At 64.2% G+C, this 17,372-nt stretch carries 16 protein-coding genes; 6 read left to right on the top strand and 10 right to left on the bottom strand.

Features of this window, described 5'->3' with window-relative positions:
- Window positions 1-26: 26 nt before the first annotated feature.
- Entirely contained in the window at window positions 27-1,412 is a 1,386-nt protein-coding gene (locus DPM35_RS13495; RefSeq protein WP_112127723.1) for an RNB domain-containing ribonuclease, read from the top strand.
- Here DPM35_RS13495 and murI read toward each other — a convergent pair.
- The 3 genes from murI to DPM35_RS13480 all read right to left on the bottom strand — a co-directional run bounded on the left by murI (window position 1,409) and on the right by DPM35_RS13480 (window position 3,926).
- A complete protein-coding gene (gene murI, locus DPM35_RS13490) occupies window positions 1,409-2,209 on the bottom strand; it encodes a glutamate racemase (protein WP_112127722.1) in 801 nt (266 codons plus the stop codon). The two genes, DPM35_RS13495 and murI, sit on opposite strands and share 4 nt — an antisense overlap.
- 180 nt (window positions 2,210-2,389) lie before the next feature.
- On the bottom strand, window positions 2,390-2,845 hold the full coding sequence (locus DPM35_RS13485) for a hypothetical protein (RefSeq protein WP_146767944.1): 456 nt from the start codon (window positions 2,843-2,845) through the stop codon (window positions 2,390-2,392).
- A 232-nt stretch (window positions 2,846-3,077) separates the two neighbouring features.
- Entirely contained in the window at window positions 3,078-3,926 is an 849-nt protein-coding gene (locus DPM35_RS13480; protein ID WP_112127720.1) for an RNA methyltransferase, read from the bottom strand.
- A gap of 209 nt (window positions 3,927-4,135) precedes the next feature.
- Here DPM35_RS13480 and DPM35_RS13475 point away from each other — a divergent pair, with 209 nt between their 5' ends.
- Both DPM35_RS13475 and DPM35_RS13470 read left to right on the top strand, forming a co-directional pair.
- Entirely contained in the window at window positions 4,136-5,347 is a 1,212-nt protein-coding gene (locus DPM35_RS13475) for an NADP-dependent isocitrate dehydrogenase (RefSeq protein ID WP_112127719.1), read from the top strand.
- A 73-nt stretch (window positions 5,348-5,420) separates the two neighbouring features.
- A complete protein-coding gene (locus DPM35_RS13470) occupies window positions 5,421-6,047 on the top strand; it encodes a glutathione S-transferase family protein (RefSeq protein ID WP_112127718.1) in 627 nt (208 codons plus the stop codon).
- A gap of 52 nt (window positions 6,048-6,099) precedes the next feature.
- On the opposite strand, the gene alaS is transcribed toward DPM35_RS13470, so the two are convergent.
- Both alaS and recA read right to left on the bottom strand, forming a co-directional pair.
- Window positions 6,100-8,769 carry an alanine--tRNA ligase gene (gene alaS, locus DPM35_RS13465; RefSeq protein WP_112127717.1) on the bottom strand — a complete coding sequence of 890 codons (2,670 nt, stop codon included), beginning with the start codon at window positions 8,767-8,769 and terminating at the stop codon, window positions 6,100-6,102.
- A 423-nt stretch (window positions 8,770-9,192) separates the two neighbouring features.
- Window positions 9,193-10,290 carry a recombinase RecA gene (gene recA, locus DPM35_RS13460; RefSeq protein ID WP_112127716.1) on the bottom strand — a complete coding sequence of 366 codons (1,098 nt, stop codon included), beginning with the start codon at window positions 10,288-10,290 and terminating at the stop codon, window positions 9,193-9,195.
- 282 nt (window positions 10,291-10,572) lie between these two features.
- Between recA and DPM35_RS13455 the strand changes: the two genes are divergently transcribed.
- The gene (locus tag DPM35_RS13455; protein WP_112127715.1) at window positions 10,573-11,526 is read left to right on the top strand and encodes a carbohydrate kinase family protein; all 954 of its coding nucleotides are present in this window, start codon (window positions 10,573-10,575) and stop codon (window positions 11,524-11,526) included.
- A gap of 39 nt (window positions 11,527-11,565) precedes the next feature.
- Entirely contained in the window at window positions 11,566-12,483 is a 918-nt protein-coding gene (locus DPM35_RS13450) for a pseudouridine-5'-phosphate glycosidase (protein WP_112127714.1), read from the top strand.
- 208 nt (window positions 12,484-12,691) lie between these two features.
- On the opposite strand, the gene DPM35_RS13445 is transcribed toward DPM35_RS13450, so the two are convergent.
- A complete protein-coding gene (locus DPM35_RS13445) occupies window positions 12,692-13,015 on the bottom strand; it encodes a TfoX/Sxy family protein (protein ID WP_112127713.1) in 324 nt (107 codons plus the stop codon).
- Window positions 13,016-13,104: 89 nt separating this feature from the next.
- Here DPM35_RS13445 and DPM35_RS13440 point away from each other — a divergent pair, with 89 nt between their 5' ends.
- Entirely contained in the window at window positions 13,105-13,602 is a 498-nt protein-coding gene (locus DPM35_RS13440; RefSeq protein ID WP_112127712.1) for a GFA family protein, read from the top strand.
- 191 nt (window positions 13,603-13,793) lie between these two features.
- Here the strand turns inward: DPM35_RS13440 and sufA are convergent, their stop codons facing one another.
- The 4 genes from sufA to sufD form a co-directional block, all read right to left on the bottom strand.
- Window positions 13,794-14,174 (bottom strand): Fe-S cluster assembly scaffold SufA, encoded by a 381-nt coding sequence (sufA, locus tag DPM35_RS13435; protein WP_112127711.1) that lies wholly within the window; start codon window positions 14,172-14,174, stop codon window positions 13,794-13,796.
- Between the two features lie 103 nt (window positions 14,175-14,277).
- On the bottom strand, window positions 14,278-14,670 hold the full coding sequence (locus DPM35_RS13430) for an SUF system Fe-S cluster assembly protein (RefSeq protein ID WP_112127821.1): 393 nt from the start codon (window positions 14,668-14,670) through the stop codon (window positions 14,278-14,280).
- A 5-nt stretch (window positions 14,671-14,675) separates the two neighbouring features.
- Window positions 14,676-15,917, bottom strand: a complete 1,242-nt coding sequence (locus tag DPM35_RS13425; protein WP_112127710.1) for a cysteine desulfurase — start codon at window positions 15,915-15,917, stop codon at window positions 14,676-14,678.
- Window positions 15,918-16,084: 167 nt separating this feature from the next.
- Entirely contained in the window at window positions 16,085-17,365 is a 1,281-nt protein-coding gene (gene sufD / locus DPM35_RS13420; RefSeq protein WP_112127820.1) for a Fe-S cluster assembly protein SufD, read from the bottom strand.
- Between the last annotated feature and the right edge of the window lie 7 nt (window positions 17,366-17,372).

The raw sequence follows: 17,372 nt of genomic DNA, 5'->3' as shown, positions 1-17,372 counted from the left end.
CCGGAACCCCGGTGTAGGACGACGGCATGAAATCGCTGACCGATCCGTCACAGGCACTCTCCGCCGGCCTCGTGAAAATCCGCACCGAATTCCACGTGTCGGATGGATTTCCGCCGGAGGTAACGGCGGCAGCGCAGGAGGCGGCCAGGCATGTGCCCAGTCAGCATGCCGACCGCACCGCAATCCCCTTCGTCACGCTCGATCCGGCGAGTTCGACCGATCTCGACCAAGCCTTCTCCATTGAGGCGAGCGGCAGCGACCTCCTCTTGCATTATGCCATCGCCGACGTGGCCTGGTTCGTCGAGGACGGCGACGCGATCGATCTCGAAGCCTGGAACCGGGGGGAGACGCTTTATTTGCCGGACGGCAAGGCCGGGCTCTACCCGCCGGTGCTCGCCGAGGCTGCGGCGAGCCTGTTGCCCGATGGACCGCGCCCTGCGGTCATCTTCACGATCCGGGTTGCCGGGGACGGTGCGGTGAAGCTGGACGGCGCGGAGCGCGCCATCATCCAAAGCCGCGCCAAGCTCGCCTATGACAGCGTGCAGGCCACCGACGTTCCGGCCGGCTTCGCCGAACTGGCCCGGCGCATGGCGGCAAACGAAGAACGCCGCGGCGCTTCGCGAGTCGATCCGCCGGAACAGGAGGTGGAAGAACTGGCCGACGGCACGTTCCGGCTTTCGTTCCGACCGCTGCTGCAATCCGAGCAGGACAATGCAGCGCTTTCGCTGGCCGCCAATATGGCGATCGCCGATGCCATGCTGGCGCATAAGACCGGACTGTTCCGCGTGATGTCGGGGCCGGATGCTGCCAAGGTGCAACGGCTGCGCAACGCGGCGCAGGCGCTCGGCCTGTCCTGGCCGGACTCCACCAGCCTGCGCGATTATCAGCGCACGCTTGATCCGGCCGATCCGAAACAGGCGGCGCTGATGCTGGAAATCCGCCGCGCGGGCAATGGCGCGTCCTACCAGCCTTATCAGGAGGGCGTCGTCCCCTGGCATGAGGCGATGGCAGCGACCTATGCGCATGCCACCGCGCCACTCAGGCGGCTGGCAGACCGCTATGTCGTGCGCTGCGCGCTGGCAATCGCCAACGGCCAGCCCGTGCCGCAGGCCGTCACCGAAGCATTCGCTCGGTTGCCGAAGGTGATGGGGCGCGGCGATGCCCGAGCCTCGCAGATCAACCATGCGGCCATCGACCTTGCCGAGGCGGTCATGCTCCAGGGACACGAGGGTGAGACATTCAGGGCCGTCGTCACCGACTTCGTTGATCATGGCGTGCGCGCGCAGCTTGCCGACATGCCTGTCGTTGCCAACGTCAAGGCCTCCGGGCTCAGGCAGGGCGATAGTCTCACGCTCAAGCTGGTCACGGCCGACCCGGATCAGCGCAGCATCGTCTTCGAGACTGCCGTCTAACGCGCGGACAATCCAAACCCCTGGATCAGTCGCCTCGTTGCGAAATCCACCTTGCCGGAAGTGAAGACGGCAAGATCGGGCTCGCTCTCGCTGGATGTTTCCCCGACCGGCTCGAGCAGCGACATCGCGCGCCGCGCGATCGCCTCGGCCGGATCGATCCAGTCGACCGGCCAGGGCGCCGTCTTGCGCATGCGGTTGACCAGAAACGGATAGTGCGTGCAGGCGAGCACGACGATGTCGGTGCGATTTCCCTCGCGTTCGAGGAAACAGGGCGCGATCTCGGCGCGCACCGCTTCCTCATCGACGAAACCCTGGCGCATATAGATCTCGGCGAGCCCTGCCAGCCGGTCGCTGCCGACCAGGCGCACATGGCATTTCTGCGCCCATTTGCTGATCAGGTCGCGCGTGTATTGGCGCTTCACCGTACCGGGCGTCGCCAGCACCGACACCAGGCCGGAGCGGGTGCGTTCGGCTGCGGGCTTGATCGCCGGCACCGTGCCCACGAATGGGTGGCCAGGGAATTTGTCGCGCAGCGCATCGATCACTAGGGTCGAGGCTGTGTTGCAGGCAATGACCGAAATCGCCGGCTGCAGCCGGTCGAGCAATTTGCCGAACAGCGTAAGGATGTGTTCCTTGAGAGCCGGCTCTTCCCAGGCGCCATAAGGAAAAGCCGCGTCGTCGGCGACATAGACGAAGCGGCGGTCGGGCATCAGCACACGCGCCTCGCGCAGCACCGTCAGCCCGCCGACGCCGGAATCGAACATCAGGATCGGGCGCTGGCTTGATCGATCGCTCATTGTCATCCGGTCATAGAGCAATTCCAGGGAAAAATGTGAAACGGTTTTCCGTCCGGAATTGCGTCAAACAAAGAGAGGCGGCAGGTCCGTGATTGGACCGCAGGCGCTTCTATCGCGAATGATCTTGGTATTGAAGAGGCGAATGCGAGCAGCTTTTGCGCAGCTGTCTCGTAGGCTCGCTCATATGCCGCGCTTGCCGAAGCCGGCGGGGCGCGGCCTGCCGAAGGGCTGCGGCGCGGGCGGAACGCGGGGAGTTGCAGCGGCAGCCGCGGCGCGTGGAGCGGCCGGCGCAGCGGTGCGCGCAGTGCGAGCTGGTGCCGGCAGCGGACCGTCGAAGTCGAAAACATCCGTCAACTCGTCGATGTTGCTTCCCGCGACGGGCTTCGCCCACAGGATCGTGCACCAGAGGCCGAATATCGAAAGTCCAAGCAGGTTCAGCCCGCCCGGAATGCTATCGGGATCTCCGAATTTGACGACCAGCAGCACGCCTGCCTGGAGAAGGGCGTAGACGGCCGAAAGGGCGATGTAGGCCCACAGGATCCAGCGGCGCCCGTTGGCGTCGCGGACGCGGCGCGAGGCGATGTTGCCGCGCAAGGCGACAAAGATAAGCGAGGCGATCAGGACTGCGCCTGCCATGCCCTGACGCGCCGGCGCAGGTCCCGAATTGATCAGTCCTTCGAAACCGATTGTGCTGACAATGCAGACAACGATCACCACGGTTTCGGCGACGGCGAGACCGAGAGAGTAAAGGAAAAAGCGCAGTCGACCAATATTGGACGCAAACATATGCCACCCCCCACTATTGCAGCAAGGATGAGGCACAACCGAATAAAATTCGGTTACTTCAAATGCTCACAGCTTATCGATTTTAACTTTCTTCGTCTTTGGCACGACTGCGCGCACCCGCCGGCAACCGTCTCGGATCGTCTCCCGGCGAGCCGTCGCCGCGTGGCATGGCCGGCGAGAACCTGTCCAGCGACGAGATGATGCCGCGCAGCACCTTGAGCTCGGGCTCGGCAAAACCCGCGCGCGTCAGCACGGCGCGCAGATTGTCGACCATCTTCGGCTTCTTCTCTTCCGGGCGGAAGTAGCCTCGTGCTTCCAGCGCGTTCTCCAGATAGGCGAACAGGCTGTGCAGCTGCTCCTTGGTCGCCGGCGCCAGCTCCGGTCCGGAGAAGTTGGTCTGGGTTTCGTCGGCAAGACCGGACTTCATCCACTCATAGGACATCAAAAGCACCGCCTGCGCGATGTTGAGCGAGGAGAAACTGGGATCGACCGGAAAGGTGACGATCTCGTCGGCGAGCCCGACCTCGTCATTATAGAGGCCGAAGCGCTCGCGGCCGAACAGGATGCCGGTGCGCTCGCCCGCCAGGGCGCGCGCCCTGAGCGCCCTGCCCGCTTCCACCGGCCCGCGCACCGGCTTGAAGCCGTCGCGCTCGCGCGCCGTCGTGGCAAAGACGAAGTTGAGATCGGCGACGGCCGACGCCAGATCGTCGAAGACCCGGGTGGCGTCAATGACATGATCAGCGCGGCTGGCTGCCGCGCGCGCCTTCTCGCTCGGCCAGCCGTCGCGCGGATTGACGAGCCTGAGCTCGGACAGGCCGAAATTCGCCATCGCCCTCGCAACCATGCCGATATTCTCGCCGAGTTGCGGTTCGACCAGGATGATCGCCGGTCCGGCGGAAGCGGTCTTGGCGGTATTTTCGATGGCTGGCATGGCTGCGGGTAACCGGGGTTTGCGGCGTTTCGGCGTCCCCTGCCACATCCGGACCGGAAAATGAAGCATTCACAACAGTGGCACCCGTCCATCCCGGCGCGGATCGTGGTTTGCGCGCTGAAAAAGCCTTTGGTATACGCTCCCCCCATCCCCGGCCGAAACCATGCGGGCAAGGCCGTTCAGTTCCCCAGCAACGAGGCACTCTTTCCATGGCGAAGATCAAGGTGGCGAACCCGGTCGTCGAGCTCGACGGCGACGAGATGACCCGCATCATCTGGCAGTTCATCAAGGACAAGCTGATTCACCCCTATCTCGACCTGAAGCTTGAATATTACGATCTCGGCATCGAGCACCGCGACGCCACCAACGACCAGGTGACGATCGACTCCGCCAACGCCATCAAGAAATGGGGCGTCGGCGTGAAATGCGCGACCATCACCCCGGACGAGGCGCGCGTCGAGGAGTTCAAGCTGAAGAAGATGTGGAAGTCGCCCAACGGCACCATCCGCAACATCCTCGGGGGCACAATCTTCCGCGAGCCCATCATCATGAAGAACGTGCCGCGGCTGGTGCCGGGCTGGACCAAGCCGATCGTCGTCGGCCGCCATGCCTTCGGCGACCAGTATCGCGCCACCGACTTCCGCTTCCCCGGCAAGGGCAAGCTGACGATCAAGTTCGTCGGCGAGGACGGCCAGGTGATCGAGCACGAGGTCTATGACGCGCCGGGCGCCGGCGTGGCCATGGCCATGTACAATCTCGACGAGTCGATCCGCGAGTTCGCCCGCGCCTCGCTGAACTATGGCCTGCTGCGGAATTTCCCGGTCTATCTGTCGACTAAGAACACCATCCTCAAGGCCTATGACGGCCGCTTCAAGGACATCTTCCAGGAGGTCTACGAGAAGGAGTTCGAGGCCGAGTTCAAGGCGCGCAAACTCTGGTACGAGCACCGCCTGATCGACGACATGGTCGCCTCCAGCCTGAAATGGTCGGGCGGTTACGTCTGGGCCTGCAAGAACTATGACGGCGACGTGCAGTCCGACACGGTGGCGCAGGGCTTCGGCTCGCTCGGCCTGATGACCTCGGTGCTGATGACGCCGGACGGCAAGACGGTGGAAGCGGAAGCCGCGCACGGCACCGTGACCCGCCACTATCGCCAGCACCAGAAGGGCGAGGAAACCTCGACCAATTCGATCGCCTCGATCTTCGCCTGGACGCGCGGCCTCGCCCACCGCGCCAAGCTCGACGACAATGCCGAGCTGAAGCGCTTCGCCGAGACGCTGGAGAAGGTCTGCATCCAGACCGTCGAGTCAGGCTTCATGACCAAGGACCTGTCGCTGCTGATCGGCCCCGACCAGCCCTGGCTCTCGACCACCGGCTTCCTCGACAAGATCGACGAAAATCTGCAGAAGGCCATGGGGTAAAATCTAATCCCGGTAATGTCGAAGGCTCCGAAAGGAGCCTTCGTTTTTTCTGGGTAAGCAAAAGAGCGAAGCGATGGCCAAGCCGACTCTCTACGGTGCCGACTACAGCGTCTATGTGCGCATCGCGCGGATGACGCTGGAGGAGAAGGGCGTCGGCTACGAACTCGTGCCGCTCGATATCTTCGCCGCCGAGGGCATACCGGCTTGGTATCTGGAGCTTCAACCGTTCGCCCGCATCCCGGCCCTCGAGCATGACGGCTTTCGCCTGTTCGAGACAAGCGCCATCGCGCGCTATGTCGACGAAGCCTTCGACGGTCCGGCCCTGCAGCCGACCGACGCCCGCGGCCGCGCCAAAATGAGCCAGATCATCGCCATGCTCGACGCCTATGGCTATCGCGCCATGGTCTGGGACGTGGCGGTAGAGCGGCTGGAGAAGGCGGCACCGGACGAGACGCTGATCGCCGGCGGCCTTGCTCAGGCTGAGACAGTGCTGAAGGTTTTGGCATCGCTGAAGGCAAAGGGCCCATGGCTGCTTGGCGACCAGCTGACGCTGGCCGACCCGCACGCGGCGCCGATTATCGCCTATTTCCTCAAGGCAGCGGAAGGGCGCGACCTGTTGGCGCGCTTTGCGGATATCGAAGAGTGGTACTCTCGTGTCGCCGCTCGTCCGAGCTTTGCACTTACCGAGAAGATAAACTGACGGGACAGAGGGGCACTGTCCCGCCGACGTTTCGATAACCTGGCGGCCCGACCTACGCCGCCTCCAGCGCCGCCTTCACCGCCGCGATCGCATCGTTGGCCTTGGAGGCGTCGGGGCCGCCGGCCTGGGCCATGTCAGGGCGGCCGCCGCCGCCCTGGCCGCCAAGCGCGGCCGACGCGACGCGGACCAGATCGACCGCGCTGAAACGGCCGGTCAAGTCGTCGGTGACACCGACGACCACGCTTGCCTTGTTGTCCTCGCCGGCGCCGACAAAGACCACCACGCCGGAGCCGAGCGTCTTCTTGCCGGCATCGGCAAGCGGCTTCAAATCCTTCGGCGCCACGCCGCTGACCGCCTTGCCGAGGAAGCCGACGCCGGCGACCGTCTCGTTCGCGGCCGGGGCATCGGCAACGGCCGAGCCGCCGCCCAGCGCCAGTTTCTTGCGCGCCTCGGTCAGCTCCTTTTCGAGCTTCTTGCGCTCTTCAAGCAGCGCCTCGACGCGCGACGGCACATCGGCCGGCGAGATCTTCAAGGTCGCCGCAGCGGCCTTCAGGCGCTTGTCCTGTTCGTCGAGATGCCTGCGGGCAGCCTCGCCGGTCAGCGCCTCGATGCGGCGCACGCCCGCCGCCACCGCGCTGTCCGACAGGATGCGCACCAGGCCGATATCGCCGGTCGACCGGACATGCGTGCCGCCGCAGAGCTCGACGGAATAAGGACGATTGGCCTTGGCGCCATGCAGGCCGGTGCCCATCGACACGACGCGCACCTCATCGCCGTATTTCTCGCCGAACAGCGCCATCGCGCCCTCGGCGATTGCGTCGTCGACCGACATCAGCCGCGTCGTCACCGGGCTGTTCTGCACGACGATCTCGTTGGCCATGCGCTCGACCTCTTCGAGCTCATCGGCCGAAATCGGCTTGTTATGCGAAATGTCGAAGCGCAGGCGATCAGGCGCGACCAGCGAGCCCTTCTGCGCGACGTGGGTGCCCAGCACCTCGCGCAGCGCCTCGTGGATGAGATGCGTCGCGGAATGGTTGGCGCGCAACTTCGAACGGCGGGCATGATCGACTTTGAGCTCGACCGCAGCACCCGTCTTCACCGTGCCTTTAGCCACCTTGCCCAGATGGACGAACAGACCGTCGGCCTTCTTCTGCGTGTCGGAAACCTCGATCGAGAAGCCCTCGCCGGAGATCACGCCGGTGTCGCCCATCTGGCCGCCGGACTCGCCATAGAACGGCGTCTGGTTGACGACCACGGCGACCGCATCGCCTTGAGAGGCGCTGTCGATCGTCTTGCCGTCCTTGACCAATGCCTGGACGATGCCTTCCGCGGCTTCGGTCTCGTAGCCCAGGAATTCGGTCGCGCCGGTCTTTTCCCGAACTGAGAACCACACGGTTTCGGTCGCGGCTTCGCCCGAGCCCGCCCAATGCGCGCGCGCCTCCGCCTTCTGCCGCTCCATCGCATCGGTGAAGCCGGCAATGTCGACCGAGATGCTGCGCTGGCGCAGCGCGTCCTGCGTCAGGTCGAGCGGGAAGCCGTAGGTGTCGTAGAGCTTGAAGGCCGTCTCGCCGTCCAGCATGTCGCCGGCATGAAGCGTCTCGGTGGCGTCCGACAGCAGGCCGAGGCCACGCACCAGCGTCTTGCGGAAGCGCGTTTCCTCGAGCTTCAGCGTCTCGGCGATCAGCGCCTCGCCGCGCACCAGCTCGGGATAGGCCTGGCCCATCTCGCGCACCAGCGCCGGCACCAGCTGCCACATCAGCGGTTCCTTGGCGCCGAGCAGCTGCGCGTGGCGCATGGCGCGGCGCATGATGCGGCGCAGCACATAGCCGCGGCCTTCATTGGAGGGCAGCACGCCGTCCGCCACTAGGAAGGAAGATGAACGCAGATGATCCGCAATCACCCGATACGACGCCACATTCTCCTGGTTCGGCCCCTGGCCGAGCGCCGAGGACGCGGCATCGATCAGATGCTTGAACAGGTCGGTCTCGAAGACGCTTTCGACGCCCTGCAGGATGGAGGCCATGCGCTCCAGACCCATGCCGGTGTCGATCGAGGGACGCGGCAGGTCGATGCGCTCTTCCTTCGTCACCTGCTCATACTGCATGAACACCAGGTTCCAGAATTCCAGGAACCTGTCGCCGTCTTCTTCCGGGCTTCCCGGCGGACCGCCCCAGATATGCTCGCCGCGGTCGATGAAGATTTCCGAGCACGGACCGCAGGGGCCGGTGTCGCCCATGGCCCAGAAATTGTCCGAGGTCGGGATGCGGATGATGCGGTCGTCGGAAAAACCGGCGATCTTCTTCCAATAGCCCGCCGCCTCGTCGTCAGTGTGATAGACGGTGACGAGCAGCTTGTCCTTCTTCAGGCCAAAACCCTTGGTGATCAGGTTCCAGGCAAGCTCGATCGCGCGCTCCTTGAAATAGTCGCCGAACGAGAAATTGCCGAGCATCTCGAAGAAGGTGAGATGACGCGCCGTGTAGCCGACATTGTCGAGGTCGTTGTGCTTGCCGCCGGCGCGCACGCTCTTCTGCGCGGTCGCGGCGCGCGAATAAGAGCGCTTCTCCAGGCCGGTGAAGACGTTCTTGAACTGCACCATACCGGCGTTGGTGAACATCAGCGTCGGATCGTTGCGCGGCACCAGCGGGCTGGAGGCGACGATCTCGTGGCCCTCCTTGCGGAAGTAGTCGAGGAATGTCGACCGGATGTCGTTCACGCCACTCATTGCGTACTACCTTTTCGCGAGAACCGCCGGCGTTGCCGGCGGCTGATGGGCTTGGTGTTTCAGAAGATAGATGGGCCTTTTAGCGATAGCTCTTGAGCCTGTCCAGAAACACGGAGTTAAAGCATGTCTCCCGAAAGTGGGAACCGGTTTCGGGATGAAGACATGCGTAAAACCATGGAGCGAAATCCGAAGGATCGCGACGCGCTTTAGGCCAATTAAACGATCCGCCAGCCACTCGACGCTACCCCGAAACGCAAAACCGCCGGCGCGAAGGCCGGCGGTTCGGGTACGCAGTACTCAAGAACTCGATTACATAAGCACAACCAAATAGACCAGGATTGTGGCTGAACTCCGGCTAAGCCGACGAATTGCTTGCGCTCACTCCCGAACAGGAAGCCGCTGCGCGATCTTCCTGGACCAGCCCTACATGGCGCCGGCTTCGTCCTCGAAACCGTCGTCCCCGCCTTCGGAGCCGCCATTCTCGAGGAATTTCTCGGCGATCAGCCCGGCATTCTGCCGAAGCGCCAGCTCGATCTCGCGCGCCGTGTCGGGATTGTCGCGCAGGAACAGCTTGGCGTTCTCGCGACCCTGGCCGAGACGCTGCGAATTATAGGAGAACCAGGCGCCCGACTTCTCGACCACGCCGGCCTTGACGCCGAGATCGACAAGCTCGCCGGTCTTGGACACGCCCTCGCCATACATGATGTCGAACTCGACCACCTTGAAGGGCGGAGCCAGCTTGTTCTTGACCACCTTGACGCGGGTCTGGTTGCCGACGACCTCGTCGCGGTCCTTGACCGAGCCGATGCGGCGGATGTCGAGGCGCACCGAGGCGTAGAATTTCAGCGCATTGCCGCCCGTGGTCGTCTCGGGCGAGCCGAACATGACGCCGATCTTCATGCGGATCTGGTTGATGAAGATGACCATGGTGTTGGAGCGCGAGATCGAGGCGGTCAGCTTGCGCAGCGCCTGGCTCATCAAACGAGCCTGGAGACCGGGTAGCGCATCGCCCATCTCGCCTTCGATTTCGGCGCGCGGCGTCAGCGCCGCGACCGAATCGACGACCAGCACGTCGATGGCGCCCGAACGCACCAGCGTGTCGCAGATTTCCAGCGCCTGCTCGCCGGTGTCGGGCTGCGAGATCAAAAGGTTTTCCAGGTCGACGCCGAGCTTGCGGGCATAGACCGGATCGAGCGCGTGCTCGGCATCGACGAAGGCGCAGATGCCGCCCTTCTTCTGCGCTTCCGCCACCGTATGCAGCGCCAGCGTCGTCTTGCCCGAGCTTTCCGGCCCGTAGATTTCGATGATGCGGCCACGCGGCAGGCCGCCGACGCCGAGCGCGATGTCGAGGCCGAGCGATCCCGTCGGCACGGTTTCGATCTCGACCACCTGCTCGTTCGCGCCGAGCCGCATGATCGAGCCCTTGCCGAAAGCGCGCTCGATTTGCGACAGCGCCGCGTCCAGAGCCTTTGATTTGTCCACTGCCTTATCCTCTACAAGCCGCAAAGTATTCTGAGCCATGATACATCACCCCTTGGTCGTCAATGAAGGCCGGACAATCCGTGATCCCTGCTGTTTTGTACCTTTTTTGTTCTCATTTGGCAAGGGGCAACAAATATCTGAAAAACAATCAATATCTGGATTTGTTCTATTTTTGTCTCACCAAGGCTAGTGCGGAGCACAACCACTGGTCCAGAAGAGATTTCGATGTCCGGCCATCCCGAATCGCCCCACCGATTGCAGGGTGACCTGAGGAAACCTAGTGTGCGCAGCCGCACGATCAATGAAAGTCACCGATCCGAAATGCCGACATCCCCAACTATCCTGGCCCCAACGATCCTGGCTTTGGGCGGCGCCCATATCGACCGGCGCGGCCAGGTCTCGGGCACCTATGTGCCGGCCGCCTCCAACCCCGGCATGATGCGCGAAGATGTCGGCGGCGTGGTTTTCAACGCGCTGCGCAGCGTGGTGAAGCGCGGCGTGTCGGCCTCGCTGATCTCGGTGCGCGGCGGCGACGCGGCGGCGGACACGGTCGCCTCGGCGATCGACAACGCCGGGATAACGGACCTCTCGGTGGTGTTCCTCGACCGCACCACGCCGAGCTACACGGCACTGATCGACGCCGAGGGCGAATTGATCGTCGGGCTGGCCGACATGGCGCTCTACGACCTCGCCTTTCCCAAGCAGATCAGGCGTTCCAAGGTGCGCGAGGCGATCGCCGCCGCCGACGCCATCCTGTGCGACGCCAACCTACCGACATCGGCGCTGGAACGCCTGGTTGCGCTTGCCGGCGGCCGGCCGGTCTTCGCCATCGCCGTTTCGCCGGCCAAGGTCGTTCGGCTGACGCCGCTGCTCGACAGGCTGTCGCTGCTCTTCATGAACCGCCGCGAAGCTGCCGCGCTGGTCGGCGCCGAAATGTCCGGGAAAACCCTTGTCGACGCGCTCAGGCACGTCGGCCTACAGGCCGGCGTGGTTACGGCCGGCAGCGCTCCGGCGCTGGGCTATGACGACACCGGCGTTTTCGAGCTCGACCCGCCTGCGCCGCGCCGGGTCGCCGATGTGACCGGCGCCGGCGATGCGCTGACCGGCGCGACGGTCGCCGCCTTGCTGCGCGGCTTGCCGCTGCGCGCCGCGCTGCGCGAGGGCGTCGCTGCGGCGATGCTCGCCATCGAGAGCCCGGAGGCCGTGCCGTCCTTCACGAGCGCCAACTTCGCGCAGGCGCTTGCCCTTGTGCCGGAGGCACGGGAGGTGGCATAGGGCCACCAACCATCCAGTTCCTCCTTGCCGGAGACAGCCATGACGCCCGAGACCGCCCGCCCCTTCGTCGATATCCACCCGCCCGTGGCGGAGGCGCTTGCCGCCGGCCGGCCCGTGGTGGCGCTGGAATCAACGATCATCACCCACGGCATGCCCTACCCTGATAATGGCGCGATGGCGGCCAAGGTCGAGCAGATCATCGCTGATGCCGGCGCGGTGCCGGCGACGATCGCCGTGGTCGACGGCCGCATCAAGATCGGCCTGTCCGACGGCGAACGCGAGTCGCTGGCCATGACCGGGGACGCCATGAAGCTGTCGCGCGCCGACATCGGCTTTGCCGTCGCTCAAAAGCGCACGGGCGGCACCACGGTAGCGGCCACGATGATCGCCGCGCATATGGCCGGGATAAAGGTCTTCGCCACCGGCGGTATCGGCGGTGTCCACAAGGGCGCCGAGAAAAGCTTCGACATCTCGGCCGATCTCGACGAGCTGGCGCGCACGCCGGTCATCGTCGTCTCGGCCGGCGCCAAGGCGATCCTCGACATCGAAAAGACGCTGGAGGTGCTCGAAACGCGCGGCGTGCCAGTGATCGGCCATGGCAGCGAAACCATGCCCGCCTTCTGGTCCAGGCAATCGCCCTTCCGCGCACCGCTGACGCTCAATGCGCCTGAAGACATCGCCCATTTCTACCGCACGCGGCAGGCGCTGGGCCTTGGTGGCGGCATACTGGTCGCCAATCCGGTGCCGCAGAATGACGAAATCCCCGCCGACGAAATGGCCGGCTATATCGAGGCCGCGCAGATAGCCGCCGAGGCGCAGAACGTGACCGGCAAGGCGGTGACGCCGTTCCTGCTGTCGAAGATCCTCGAACTGACCGGCGGCCGTAGCCTCAAGACCAACATCGCGCTGGTCGAGAACAATGCCCGGCTCGCAGCGGAGATCGCGAAGGCGCTGTAGGGCACGCGGCGAAGCCCCCCTCACCCGGATTGCCAAGGCCAAATTGCAAAGAGCAATTCGGGGCAATCCGACCTCTCCCCGAGGGGAGAGGAGCTGCCAGCGCCTACGCAAACCTCTTCTCCCCAGCGAGGAGAAGATGGCCGCGAAGCGGCCGGATGAGGGGGGCGGCCTCGACGTGACCTTCACAAACGTTTCAACGGCGGACCAATCACTTCCCCGCCCTTCGTCCCGCCTCATAGGCCCGCCGCGCCCACACGGCCATCTCGTCGGGATCGTCGAATGCCTCGTCCGGCACGCTCCAATAAGGCATCGCCACCGCCTTGCCATGGCGCGAGCCCGTATAAGTCCACTGCTTGCAGCCTGCTGCTTCGAAGTCCGGCGCACTCTCCCCGTCCGCCTTCAGCATCAGTTCGTCGCGCACGACGACCGCGACGATGACGCCATCGCAATAAATGCCCTTGCCGCCGAACAGTTTGCGGATGCTGATCGGACCAAGGCTTTCGAACAGTTCTTCAAGGCGCGTATTATCCATGCCGCGATCATCTCATCCGTTGTCGGCCTTGTCATCGCCGCAACCAAAAGCATGCTGACAGGTTGAGACCCGGAAACGGAGTTCCCGCCATGCCCGTCCTGCTCAAAGGCTCCTGCCGCTGCGGCGGCGTCCACTTCGAGGTGGAAAGCCATACGCCGGTGCCGTTCATGCTCTGCTACTGCTCGATCTGCCGCAAGCAGCAGGGCGGCGGCGGTTTTGCCATCAATCTCGGCGCCGACTACGAGACTTTGAAAATCACAGGCAAGCGCAGCCTCGGCGTCTATCGCGCCGAAATCGAGGATGACGAGCATCCGCATTGCGAGGTCTCGACCGGCGAGCGCAATTTCTGCCGAAAATGCGGCTCAGCGCTCTGGCTCTACGACCCGACCTGGCCGGATCTCGTGCATCCCTTCGCCTCGGCGATCGACACCGACCTGCCGAAACCGCCGGAAAAGGTGCATCTGATGCTGAAATACAAAGCGAACTGGGTCGAGCCGGTGGTCGGCAGACAAGACAAGGTGTTCGACGTCTATCCAGAGGAATCGATCGCCGACTGGCACAAACGGACTGGGATGTGGGTTGAGTAGCTTTCTTCTTCCCGTGGAACGGGGAGGTGAGGAGTGGTCCGCGAAGCGGACGAAAAGCCAATTGCTTGGCTTTTCGAACGATGAACGCCGGCAGGCAGATGAGGGGCGGCGCCAGCCTCTCAAAACTTCGCACTTGCCCCTCATCCGGCCCTTTCGGGCCACCTTCTCCCCGTAAACGGGGCGAAGGAAGATCAGGCCGAGGCGCGCGCCTCGGCAAGCGCCTTGAGGTCGGCGGGCTTCAGCTCGACGGATTCGCCGCAGCCGCAGGCCGAGCTTTGGTTCGGGTTCTTGAAGGTGAAGCCGGTGCGCAGAGTCGTCTGCTCGAAATCCATCTCCGTGCCGAACAGGAAGAGCGCGGCTTCCGGCGCCACATAGACATGCGCGCCTTCGCGCTCGATATGGTCGTCCTTGGGGTTCGGCTCGGTCACCAGATCGATGGTGTATTCCATGCCGGCGCAGCCGCCCTTCTTGATGCCAAGGCGGATGCCGTGCGCATTGTCGCGCGCGGCCACGATCTCGCGCACGCGGTCGGCGGCCTTTTCGGTCATCGTGATGACGGCGAAGCGTCCCATATTCTTCCTTCTCCATTCCCTGCAGGTTCAAGGCCTGCCGAATGATTCTCACCTAAAATGGTGAAGTTTTACCACCGGCGCAAGTGCGCCAGCCTGTGCTTGCCTAGTACCACCCGACGGCGACCTGCGCCTCTTCCGACATGCGGTCGGGCGTCCACGGCGGATCGAACACCATGTTGACCTCGACACCGGACACGCCTTCGACGGCGCCGACGGCGTTCTCGACCCATCCGGGCATTTCGCCCGCCACCGGGCAGCCGGGCGCGGTCAGCGTCATGTCGATCTTGACCGACCGGTCGTCCTCGATGTCGATCTTGTAGACCAGGCCGAGCTCATAGATGTCAGCCGGGATTTCCGGGTCGTAGACCGTCTTCAGCGCCGACACGATGTCGTCGGTCAGCCGCGCCAGCTCGTCGGCGGGGATCGCCGAGGCCGAGACGATGCCGTTGCCGGCCGTTTCCGGAACAGTCTCTGCGGTCGCGCTCACATCGTCCATCATCATCACCCGAAGAACTTCCGCGCCTTTTCCAGCGCCTCGGCCAAAGCGTCGACTTCGGCCCTGGTATTATACATGCCGAACGATGCCCTGCATGTGGAGGTGACGCCGAAGCGTTTCAACAGCGGCTGGGCGCAATGGGTGCCGGCACGGACAGCGACGCCCTGACGGTCGATCACCATCGACACGTCGTGCGCATGGATGCCCTGCAATTCGAACGAGATGATGGCGCCCTTGCCGGGCGCGTCGCCGAAGATACGGAGCGAGTTGATCGCTCGCAGCCGCTCATGCGCGTAGGTCTTGAGGTCGGCTTCATGCGCCGCGATCCGCTCGCGGCCCACCTTTTCCATATAGTCCAGCGCCGCGCCGAGGCCGATCGCCTGCACGATCGGCGGCGTGCCGGCCTCGAAACGGTGCGGCGGATCGTTATAGGTGACGATGTCTTCCGTCACCTCCTCGATCATCTCGCCGCCGCCCATGAAGGGCCGCATCTCTTCCAGCCTGTCCTTCTTGCCGTAAAGCACGCCGATGCCCGACGGGCCGTAGACCTTGTGTCCGGTGAAGACGAAGAAATCGCAGTCGAGGTCCTGCACGTCGATCGGCATATGCACGGCGCTCTGGCTGCCGTCGACGAGCACGGGAATTCCACGCGAATGCGCGATGCGCACGATTTCCTTGATCGGCGTCACCGTGCCCAGAGCATTCGACATCTGCGTGATGGCGACGAGCTTGGTGCGCGCGGTCAAGCGATTCTCGAATTCCTCGATATGGAAGGCGCCGAGATCGTCGACCGGCACCCAGACAAGCTTGGCGCCCTGCCGCTCACGGATGAAATGCCAGGGCACGATGTTGGAATGGTGCTCCATGATCGAGAGCACGATCTCGTCGCCCTCGCCGATCCGCGGCATGCCCCAGCCATAGGCGACCGTGTTGATCGCCGAGGTGGTGTTGGAGGTGAAGACTATTGTGTCGGTGCTCGGCGCGTTCAAAAACCGCTGCACCGATTTGCGCGCATTCTCGTAGGCGTCGGTCGCGGCGTTCGACAGGAAATGCAGGCCGCGATGGACGTTGGCGTATTCCTGGGAATAGGCATGCTGGATGGTGTCGAGCACCACCTGCGGCTTTTGCGCCGAAGCGCCATTGTCGAGATAGACCAGCGGCTTGCCATAGACCTGGCGCGACAGGATCGGGAAGTCGCGGCGGATCGCCTCGACGTCATAGGGGGTGGTTTCGATCTTCTGGTCCACAGCAATCAACCTTCCAAAGTGGCTCCCCCTCACCCGACCTCCGCTTCGCTCCGGCCACCCTCTCCCCGGTGGGGAGAGGAGGTCACCAACGTCGCACCTGCCTCTTCTCCCCTCGGGGAGAAGGTGGCCGCGAAGCGGCCGGATGAGGGGGCCTGCGCCGTACGCCGCTACCCGTGCGTCGAAAACCAGCCGTCGAGCCGCTCTTCGAGCGCTTCGACAAGCGCTTCGTCGTCCAGTTCCTCGATCACTTCGGCGACGAAAGCCTTCACCAGCAGGCCCCGCGCCGACTTCTCGTCGATGCCGCGCGCCATCAGATAGAACAGATGGTTGTGGTCGATCTCGGTGACCGTCGCGCCATGGCCGCAGACCACGTCGTCGGCGAAGATTTCCAGCTCCGGCTTGGTCGAGAACTCGCCGTCATCCGACAGGAGCAGCGTGTTGCAGGCCATCTTGGCGTTGGTCTTCTGCGCGTATTGATGCACGTTGATGCGGCCCTGGAAGACGCCGCGCGCCTTGCCGGTCACCACGTTGCGGATCACTTCCGTCGACGTCGTATGCGGTACGGCGTGGTCGAGCACCATGGTGGTGTCTGTATGCGTGTCGCCGGCGAGAAGGTTGATGCCGCGCAATTTGAAATCGGCGCCCTCGCCCGTCGTCCTGACAACGACCTCCTGGCGAACGAGTTTGCCGCCGGCATTCATCACGAACACCGTCAGCTTGGCGTCCTTGCCGATATGCGCCTTGAACTGGGCGAGATGCGTGGCCGTGTCCTGCTGCTCCTGCACGATCAGCCAGGTCACTTGCGCGCCGTCGCCGACCACGAGCTGGCTGACCGAAGAGACGAGCGCCTCACCGTCTTCGCTTGCCTCGCCCGCCTGGCGCTCGACGATGATCGCCTTGGCGCCGGCTCCGATACGCGCCAAGAGGCGCACATGCGACTGGCCGCCCGCCTGCAGGTTCTGAAATTCGATCGGCTTTTCCAGCTCGACGCCGCCGGCGATGTCGACGAAATAGCCGTCGGCGACGAAGGCCGTGTTCAGCGCGCCGATCGCATCGTCGTCGCCGTAGGGGTCGAGCCCTGGCGCGACGCTGCCGTCGGTGAGCTTCTCCGACAGGCGCTGCACGGTGACGCCCTCGACCTCAGGCAGCTTCGTTTGTGAGACTCCGTTCAGCACAGGCAGTACGGCCGACCCTTCAAGAACCGGCGCAAGCGCCTTGGCAACGGCGCCGGCCTCGAAAGCCGGCACCGAAGTCAACAGCCGGCGCAGGTCCGTGTAGTGCCAGGATTCGACGCGGCGCGTCGGCAGGCCGTTCTTGATCGCCTCGATCGCGTCGTCGCGCTTGACCATCACCGCGCCGTCGCCGGGCAGTTGCGACAGCCGCTCGCCGAAGGCGTCGATCAGCGCCGTCTCGGCCAAGGTCCGCTGGGGCTGTGCGTGCATGTTCATGACTTTC

Origin of the sequence: Mesorhizobium atlanticum (assembly GCF_003289965.1) — a bacterium.
GTDB lineage: Bacteria > Pseudomonadota > Alphaproteobacteria > Rhizobiales > Rhizobiaceae > Mesorhizobium > Mesorhizobium atlanticum.
Note: the sequence above shows the minus strand (reverse complement) of the source record. Positions and strands in the feature narration are given on the sequence as shown.

Bases quoted from the DNA above. Each gene is read 5' to 3' on its own strand.
- DPM35_RS13495 (WP_112127723.1), top strand. From the start codon at position 27: ATGAAATCGCTGACCGATCCGTCACAGGCACTCTCCGCCGGCCTCGTG.
- murI (WP_112127722.1), bottom strand. From the start codon at position 2,209: ATGAGCGATCGATCAAGCCAGCGCCCGATCCTGATGTTCGATTCCGGC.
- DPM35_RS13485 (WP_146767944.1), bottom strand. From the start codon at position 2,845: ATGGCAGGCGCAGTCCTGATCGCCTCGCTTATCTTTGTCGCCTTGCGC.
- DPM35_RS13480 (WP_112127720.1), bottom strand. From the start codon at position 3,926: ATGCCAGCCATCGAAAATACCGCCAAGACCGCTTCCGCCGGACCGGCG.
- DPM35_RS13475 (WP_112127719.1), top strand. From the start codon at position 4,136: ATGGCGAAGATCAAGGTGGCGAACCCGGTCGTCGAGCTCGACGGCGAC.
- DPM35_RS13470 (WP_112127718.1), top strand. From the start codon at position 5,421: ATGGCCAAGCCGACTCTCTACGGTGCCGACTACAGCGTCTATGTGCGC.
- alaS (WP_112127717.1), bottom strand. From the start codon at position 8,769: ATGAGTGGCGTGAACGACATCCGGTCGACATTCCTCGACTACTTCCGC.
- recA (WP_112127716.1), bottom strand. From the start codon at position 10,290: ATGGCTCAGAATACTTTGCGGCTTGTAGAGGATAAGGCAGTGGACAAA.
- DPM35_RS13455 (WP_112127715.1), top strand. From the start codon at position 10,573: ATGCCGACATCCCCAACTATCCTGGCCCCAACGATCCTGGCTTTGGGC.
- DPM35_RS13450 (WP_112127714.1), top strand. From the start codon at position 11,566: ATGACGCCCGAGACCGCCCGCCCCTTCGTCGATATCCACCCGCCCGTG.
- DPM35_RS13445 (WP_112127713.1), bottom strand. From the start codon at position 13,015: ATGGATAATACGCGCCTTGAAGAACTGTTCGAAAGCCTTGGTCCGATC.
- DPM35_RS13440 (WP_112127712.1), top strand. From the start codon at position 13,105: ATGCCCGTCCTGCTCAAAGGCTCCTGCCGCTGCGGCGGCGTCCACTTC.
- sufA (WP_112127711.1), bottom strand. From the start codon at position 14,174: ATGGGACGCTTCGCCGTCATCACGATGACCGAAAAGGCCGCCGACCGC.
- DPM35_RS13430 (WP_112127821.1), bottom strand. From the start codon at position 14,670: ATGGACGATGTGAGCGCGACCGCAGAGACTGTTCCGGAAACGGCCGGC.
- sufD (WP_112127820.1), bottom strand. From the start codon at position 17,365: ATGAACATGCACGCACAGCCCCAGCGGACCTTGGCCGAGACGGCGCTG.